The organism is Clostridium sp. D46t1_190503_E9, assembly GCF_015555225.1.
Taxonomy (GTDB): Bacteria; Bacillota; Clostridia; order Clostridiales; family Clostridiaceae; genus Clostridium.
Genome location: NZ_JADNKB010000003.1, coordinates 373,042 through 381,293, shown reverse-complemented (window position 1 = coordinate 381,293; position 8,252 = coordinate 373,042). Strand labels below are relative to the sequence as shown.

Annotated in this window: 6 protein-coding genes, 2 tRNA genes and 1 riboswitch; of the genes, 7 read left to right on the top strand and 1 reads right to left on the bottom strand. The window is 28.9% G+C overall.

The features are described 5' to 3' along the window. The first annotated feature begins 5 nt into the window (after positions 1 to 5). From I2E83_RS05550 to metK, 3 genes are all read left to right on the top strand, one after another. Positions 6 to 80 (top strand) — tRNA-Thr (locus tag I2E83_RS05550). Between the two features lie 7 nt (positions 81 to 87). Next, a tRNA-Tyr gene (locus tag I2E83_RS05545) sits at positions 88 to 172 on the top strand. A 147-nt stretch (positions 173 to 319) separates the two neighbouring features. Further along, a riboswitch (SAM riboswitch) is annotated at positions 320 to 428 on the top strand. A 119-nt stretch (positions 429 to 547) separates the two neighbouring features. Continuing rightward, positions 548 to 1,723 carry a methionine adenosyltransferase gene (metK, locus tag I2E83_RS05540; protein WP_243241917.1) on the top strand — a complete coding sequence of 392 codons (1,176 nt, stop codon included), beginning with the start codon at positions 548 to 550 and terminating at the stop codon, positions 1,721 to 1,723. Positions 1,724 to 1,763: 40 nt separating this feature from the next. On the opposite strand, the gene nagA is transcribed toward metK, so the two are convergent. Beyond that, positions 1,764 to 2,894, bottom strand: coding sequence for an N-acetylglucosamine-6-phosphate deacetylase (gene nagA / locus I2E83_RS05535; RefSeq protein ID WP_195428905.1), 1,131 nt, complete (start codon positions 2,892 to 2,894; stop codon positions 1,764 to 1,766). A 284-nt stretch (positions 2,895 to 3,178) separates the two neighbouring features. Between nagA and I2E83_RS05530 the strand changes: the two genes are divergently transcribed. The 4 genes from I2E83_RS05530 to raiA all read left to right on the top strand — a co-directional run bounded on the left by I2E83_RS05530 (position 3,179) and on the right by raiA (position 8,073). Beyond that, entirely contained in the window at positions 3,179 to 5,407 is a 2,229-nt protein-coding gene (locus I2E83_RS05530) for an ATP-dependent RecD-like DNA helicase (RefSeq protein ID WP_195428904.1), read from the top strand. A 15-nt stretch (positions 5,408 to 5,422) separates the two neighbouring features. Next, on the top strand, positions 5,423 to 6,445 hold the full coding sequence (locus I2E83_RS05525; RefSeq protein WP_195262746.1) for a hypothetical protein: 1,023 nt from the start codon (positions 5,423 to 5,425) through the stop codon (positions 6,443 to 6,445). Then, positions 6,418 to 7,062, top strand: coding sequence for a ComF family protein (locus I2E83_RS05520; protein WP_195262745.1), 645 nt, complete (start codon positions 6,418 to 6,420; stop codon positions 7,060 to 7,062). Before I2E83_RS05525 ends, I2E83_RS05520 begins: the two co-directional genes overlap by 28 nt. A gap of 474 nt (positions 7,063 to 7,536) precedes the next feature. Continuing rightward, positions 7,537 to 8,073 (top strand): ribosome-associated translation inhibitor RaiA, encoded by a 537-nt coding sequence (gene raiA / locus I2E83_RS05515; RefSeq protein ID WP_195262744.1) that lies wholly within the window; start codon positions 7,537 to 7,539, stop codon positions 8,071 to 8,073. Positions 8,074 to 8,252 lie beyond the last annotated feature (179 nt).

Below are 8,252 nucleotides of genomic sequence, written 5' to 3'. Positions count from 1 at the left end.
AATATGCTGGCATGGCTCAACGGTAGAGCAGCTGACTTGTAATCAGCAGGTTGTAGGTTCGATTCCTATTGCCAGCTCCAATAATATGGGGGAGTTCCCGAGTGGCCAAAGGGGGCAGACTGTAAATCTGTTACGTTTCGTTTCGATGGTTCGAATCCGTCCTCCCCCACCAAAAAAGACAAGAATTCTTGTCTTTTTTTATTTGTAAATAAGCTAGAACTTTATAATTAAAAAGTTTAAATATGCAATGAATTTATATTTTTTAGTTGACTATGAATATTAAAAGTGATATACTCTAAAAGGTAAAATTTGATATTAGTTCTTATCCAGAGAGGCGGAGGGAAATGGGCCCGATGAAACCCGGCAACCTACTTCATTAAATTTGAGTGTGGTGCCAATTCCTGCAAAGTAATTTTGCAAGATAAGAAAGATTAAGATTTTTAACATCTCTTCTTATCGAAGAGATTTTTTTATTTTATAAATTAATTTAGTTTAGAATTAATATAGTTTAGAATTAATATCAAATAAAATGAAAGGAGAAATGGAAATGAAAAGATTATTTACATCAGAATCAGTTACAGAAGGGCATCCAGATAAAATTTGTGATCAAATTTCAGATGCAGTATTAGATAGTATTTTAGCTAAGGATCCTATGGCAAGAGTTGCTTGTGAAACAGCAGTTACGACAGGAATGGTACTAGTTATGGGTGAAATATCAACTAATTGCTATGTTGATATTCCAAAGTTAGTTAGAGAAACAGTAAAAGAAATTGGATATGATAGAGCTAAATATGGTTTTGACTGTGAAACATGTTCAGTTTTAACATCAATAGATGAGCAATCAGGCGATATAGCTATGGGAGTAGATGAAGCTTTAGAATCAAGATCAGGAGAAAAGGATGATGTTGAATCAGTTGGAGCTGGAGATCAAGGTATGATGTTTGGTTTTGCAACGAATGAAACAGAAGAATATATGCCATTACCAATAGCTATGGCTCATAGATTATCAAGAAGATTATCAGAGGTAAGAAAGAACGGAACTTTACCATACTTAAGGCCAGATGGAAAGACTCAAGTTACTGTTGAATATGATGATAATAAGGTTGTAAGAATAGATGCAATAGTAATATCAACACAACATAGTGAAGAGGTATCTCAAGAGCAAATAAGAAAAGATTTAATGGAACATGTAATTAAAGCTGTAGTACCAGCTGAACTATTAGATGATAGTACTAAGTATTACATTAATCCAACTGGAAGATTTGTTGTTGGTGGGCCACAAGGAGATAGTGGATTAACTGGAAGAAAGATAATAGTTGATACCTATGGTGGATATGGAAGACACGGTGGGGGTGCTTTTTCAGGAAAAGATCCAACTAAGGTTGATAGATCAGCAGCTTATGCAGCTAGATGGGTTGCTAAGAACTTAGTTGCAGCAGGAATTGCAGATAAATTAGAAATTCAATTAGCTTATGCTATTGGAGTAGCTAAGCCTGTATCAATAGAAATAGATACATTTGGAACAGGAAAGAAATCAGAGGAAGAAATAGTTTCAATAGTTGAAAAAGTATTTGATTTGAGACCAGGCGCTATAATAAGAGATTTAGAATTAAGAAGACCAATTTACAAGCAAACAGCTGCATATGGTCACTTTGGAAGAAATGATTTAAACTTACCTTGGGAAGCTTTAAATAAGGTAGAAGAAATAAAAAAATATATTTAAAATAAAAAATGCTCCAATCCTAAATTGGAGCATTTTTTATTTATACTAGTATTTTACCAGAAACTATTACATTTTTTATGTTTATATCTTCGTCAAATAAAACTAAATCAGCATCGTAGCCTTCTTTTACAAGACCTTTTTTATCTTCAACTTTACAATGTCTAGCAGCATTGAAAGTAGCCATTTTTACAGCTTCATTTAATGGAAGACCAACATTTTTATATACATTTTTAATTGCCTTATCTAAAGTCAAGATTGAACCCGCTAAGCTTCCACTTAAAAGCCTTGCAGCACCGTCTTTAACAACAACATCTTGACCACCTAATGTATACATTCCATTAGGCATTGCACAAGCCATCATAGCATCAGTAACTAATAATACTTTATCAGTTGTCTTTTGATTATAAGCTATTCTAAGTGATGGATATGATATATGAATACCATCAGAAATTGTTTCTGTAGTTATCTCGCTATCAAATATAGCGCCTACAACTCCAGGTTCCCTATGAGCAAATGGTGTCATTGCATTAAATAAATGAGTTGAGTGACAGCAGCCACATTTAATGCCTTCCATAGCTTCGTCATAGGTAGCTTTTGTATGTCCAATAGAGCAAACTATTCCTTTTTTTGACAATTCCCTTATTAATTCTTTAGCACCAGGAACTTCAGGGGCAATTGTTATTGATACGACAGCATCTTCAGAATCTCCGACAAGAGCATTAAAGTTCTCAAGAGTTGGAGGAATTAAAAAATTAGGATTTTGTGCACCAATAGCTTTTGGACTAATGAAAGGACCTTCAAGGTGAGCTCCTAAAACAATAGCGCCATCAGTACCATTTTCTTTAGCTTCTTTTATAACACCCATAGATTTTCTTACATCATCTACTGATACTGTCATTGTAGTTGGAGTGAAAGCAGTAGTCCCATGCTTAACTATAGTTTTAGAAATTTCATTTATTGCTTCAAATGTACCATCCATTGTGTCATGTCCACCTGCACCGTGGATATGAACATCTATAAATCCTGGAGATAGATATAGACCTTCTGCGTCTATTACTTCAGAATCATTAATATTACTAGGATTTATTTCCTTTATTTTTCCATTTTCGATTAAAACGGATCCTTTTTCTATCTTATCAAGATATACTATATTACAATTTTTAATTAACATATGAGCACCTCCACATTTTTTTATATAAATTTCAATTAAAAGCTATAACATTAAAAGCTAGAATGGTATAAATAGCTATAAAACGTATTCAAAAATAGTATAAAATTGAAATAATATAAAGCTTATTATTTATATAAGTTAGTACACTTATTTATTTAATTATAGCACACTAAATATAGTATAATTAATATAAATGTATAATCTTTATTACAACTTATATATGATATAATTATATAATAAAAATAGTGAGATTAAAATATTATTGGAAGATTTGGAGAGATAACATGGAATGTCTAAACGGAATAGTAGAATCTATTGTATTCAAGAGTGATGATACAGGGTATGTTGTATCAAAAGTAAGGATAGATAAAGATTGTATAAATGCAGTTGGAATAGTTCCTTTTTTAAAAGAAGGGCAACATGTTAAGTTAAAAGGGCAATGGGTACTTCATAGACAATTTGGACGTCAGTTTAATATAGAGGAATATGAAGAAGTATTACCAAATTCCGTAGAAGGAATAAAAAAATATTTAAGTACAGGTATAATTCATGGAATAGGTCCTATAACTGCTAAAAAGATTGTGGATAAATTTAAAGAAGAAACTTTAGATATATTAGAAAATCACATTGAGAGACTTCAAGAAATTGAAGGTATTGGTGAAAAAAAATTTAGGATAATCTATGAATCTTATATAGAACAAAAGGATTTAAAAGATATAATAATTTATTTCCAAGGCCATGGTATGACTACCAATCAATGTATAAAAATATATAAAAAGTTCGGTGTAGATGCCAAGGCTATTGTATCAGAAAATCCTTATATTCTTTGTGATGAGATTTCAGGAATAGGATTCATAACGGCAGATAGAATAGCCAAAAGCTTAGGGATAGAGTCTATTTCACCATTTAGAATACAAAGTGGAATAAGATATATATTAAATCAATTTTCAGCATCAGGTAATACATATATGCCTAAAAGTAATTTAATTGATGAGGTATCTAAAATATTAGGTGTACCAGGGCAAATGGTAGAAGAAAACTTATATAACTTAGCATTAGAAACAAAAATAAAAATAGAGAAAATTAATGAGATAGAAGCAGTTTTTTCTTTACCATATTATTATTGTGAATTAGGTGTTACAAATAAGATAATAACATTAAGCATAGAAAATTTTAGAACGATAAATTCAGATGTTGAATTCGAGATCGAAGCATTTGAAAGAAAAAATAAAATAAAATTTGCAAATTCCCAAAGAGAGGCTATCGTAGGTGCTTTTGAAAATGGTATAGAGATAATAACTGGAGGGCCTGGAACTGGAAAAACTACAATTATAAAATCTATCATAGAAATATATGAAAATAATGGCATGAAGGTTTTATTAGGAGCACCAACAGGAAGAGCAGCTAAGAGAATGACTGAATCTACTGGTAGAGAAGCAAAAACAATTCATAGATTATTAGAAATGGGAGTAAGTGAAGATGAAAATTCTTATTATGGCAAGGGAGAATCGGAACCTTTAGAAGCGGATGTAATTATAATAGATGAGGCATCTATGATAGATATAATGCTTATGCATAGTTTGCTTAAAGCAATAAAGCTTGGAACAAGATTAATAATAGTTGGCGACGTAGATCAATTGCCATCAGTTGGTGCAGGAAATGTGCTAAAGGATTTAATAGAAAGTAACTTTATAAAAGTTGTAAGGCTTAAAGATATTTTTAGACAAGGGGAAGAAAGTCTTATTGTAACAAATGCACATAAAATTAATAATGGTGAAATGCCATATATAAATAGAAGGGATGGAGATTTCTTCTTTGAAAATAAAGAAGATGTAGATTTAATACTAAATACCATAATAGATTTAATAAATAGAAGATTACCTAACTTCAAAAAATCATGGGATAAATATAGAGATATTCAAATATTAACACCTACAAGAAAAGGTATATTAGGAGTGCAAAACTTAAATAATAAACTTCAAGAAGTTTTAAATCCTAAGTCACCTAGCAAAAAAGAGAAAGAATTGAAAGAAGTTGTTTTTAGAGAAGGTGATAAAGTAATGCAGACTAAAAATAATTATTCTTTAAAATGGATTAGAGTCAATGGAAGTGGGGAGAATGAAGGTGTAGGCGTTTTTAATGGAGATATGGGCTTTATTCAAAGTATAAATGAAGAGGAAAAAACAATTACTATAATTTTTGATGATGAGAGAAAAGTAATTTATGATTACATATATTTAGATGAATTAGAGTTAGCATATGCAATTACTATACATAAAAGCCAAGGAAGTGAGTTTAAAGTAGTAATTACTCCTGCGTTTATGGGTTCACCATTATTAATGAATAAAAATTTATTATACACAGCTATAACTAGAGCAAAAGAGCTTGTAGTAGTTGTAGGTATTCCAAAAGCTTTAAAGTATATGGTATCTAATACAAGAAGTATGGAGAGATATTCTTCACTTAGAGATAGAATAATAGATATTACAAATCAAGATATGTTTAGTGAATAAATAAGGAGAGGTTAAATGTTAGATAAAAAATTAATAAACCTAAAAGAGTTTAATAATTGTACATCTAAGATAAATAAATGGTATACAAAACAATCAAAAATACTAACTATAATAACTAATCCATATAATAGTACATCTATATTTTTACCCTTAATAAAATTGCTACTAGAACAAAATAAGAAAGTATTATATGTGTGGTCAGGAACAAATTTTAATAAAGAAATAATAGAAAATTTAAAAAATAGTAATTATAAATTTAAATATTCATATATAGAAGAAAATGAAGGAAATGATGATTTAGTTTTTGTAAATTTTAAAAATATTAATAAAATAAATAATTGTTATGAATTATGTATAATTGATGATATAAGTATATATTCAGTTATTTCAAAAGAGGAGTTTAGACAATCTGTTGAATACTTATATTTATGTAGTAAAAGAATGATAATATTTTCTATAGAAAAAGTAGTTAATATGGGAAGATTAATATCTGTTTCCGATTTAACTAGAGATAAACCATTTGTAGAGCCTAGAATAATCGTAACTAGAGTAAAATTAGATGAAGATATGCCTTATACACTATATGATTATTTAATGTGGTTTAAAAATGATAATCGTAAGGTTATAATATATGTTCCTAATGAAGAAAAAATTAATAAATTATTCGATTATTATACACAAGAACTAAAGATAAAGGATGTGAAGATAATTAAATTTTTTAGGGGAGAAAATTTAAGGAAAATAGATCCTTTATATAAATTAAAAAATAAAAGTGTTTTTGTAATTACGAATAATATTAGAGAATATAAAATAGACTCAGAAAACATAGATATAGTTGCATTATTCTCAGATGAAATATTCTATAGTTATAAAAAAATAATATATTTTTGTGCTGAAGTAGGAAAAAATATAAAGGGTAATAAAATAGGAGAAGTGATTTTAGTTGGAAAGGAAATATCAGAAGATATGGATTTGGCTAAAGAAATAACAAGGGGATATAATAAAGAAATATGGGAAAAAGGATTATTGAACTATTAAGAGAAATCATAGATGAGTTTCTGGATATAATATACCCGCCTACAACTAAATGTATTTCCTGTGATAATGAAGTTATAGGATTATGCCCAATATGTAAAAGTAAAATAATGAGAGTAAGGGAAGAATCTAAAGTATTATCATACGGATATTACAGTGGAGTAATGAAAAAATTAATACTTGAGTTTAAATACAATAAAAATTTTCTAGCTGGAAATATATTAGCAGATTATTTATGTGAGTTAATAAGTGAAAATAATATCAAAGCAGATGCAATATTTTTTATTCCTAGCAGTAAAAAAGCTTTAAAAGATAGAGGATTTAATCAATGTGAGTTTATGGCGCAAAAGATAAGTAGAAGACTAAATAAACCAATATATAGAGATTTAATTAAAGTGAAAAATATAAAAGAACAAAAAACTTTATCAAGAGAAGATAGATTAAAAAATATAGAAGGTGCCTTTGATGTTAAAAGTGATAAAAATATAAAAAATAAAAATATAATTTTAATAGATGATGTAATAACAACAGGAGCAACGTTAATTGAATGTGAAAAACTACTAAAAAAAAGTGGTGCTAAATCTATAAAAATGTTGACAGTTGCAAAAAGTTATATATAATAATAATGTAAAGTCTAGGTCTGTGGATGAAAGTCGATGCCAGTCGCAGGCGAAACGATCCACGTAAGTTTGGAAAAATTCCTAATGAGCATGGTGCGGTATAGAAGTAAGTCCTACCAAGAAAATTGAGAGGGTTAGTAGTGAGAGGTTAATTCCGAGTAGCAAAAGCTCCAGTAGGCGAGTGTGGGGGCAAAATCCAGGTCAGCTAGCTTTATAAAAAATAGCCATTAGTGTTTGCTAATGGCTATTTTTTATGTATATAAGAGTATAAAAATTTAAAAAATTTTCAAAATTAAAATATATAAAACAAGGAGTAAACAGAAGATTTATTGAGTAAAATAAAGTGAATTTTCTGCCAATTAATCATATTACTCTTGATTGAGAAGGTTTGTAAGTAGTATAATATAATCATAAAACAAATAATTTTAACACTACTGAGTAAGGTTTAAGCTTATAGAGAGGGGATGAACTTATATGAGAGTTTCAGTAATAGCAAAAAATACTACAGCAACACCAGCGTTAAAAGAAATGGTTGAGAAAAAGCTTTCCAAGGTAAAAAGATATTTTGATCCAGAGGTAGAAGCAAAGACTACTTTATCAGTGCAAAAAAATAAACAAAAGGTAGAAATAACAATACCATTTAATGGAATAGTTTTAAGAGCTGAAGAATCAACTGAGGATATGTACAAATCAATTGATTTAGTAGTTGCAAAGCTAGAAAGACAAATTAGAAAACAAAGAACGAAATTATCTAGAAGAAACCATGAGTCATTAAGATTCCCACAATTAGATGAAGTTGCTTTAAGTGACGAAGTTGCAGAAGCAAATGGAGAAGTTGTTAAAGTTAAAAAATTTGGAGTTAAGCCTATGTCTATTGAAGAAGCAGTACTTCAAATGGAGTTAGTAGGACATAATTTCTTTGTATATCAAGATTCAGAAGCAAATAAGATATGCGTTGTATATAAGAGAAAAGATGGAGATTATGGATTATTAGAACCAGATTATATTTAAAATTTTACGAATAGTATTTTTAATTAATAAAAGGAAGTGCAATGCACTTCCTTTTTAGTTATAATGTTATTAAAAGTAACATATTTATTGAATTAATTATTAGTAAAATGGTATAATTTATAAATGAAATTCAATAAATAAAATTTGATAAATAAAATACATGAAATTTGATAAATAAA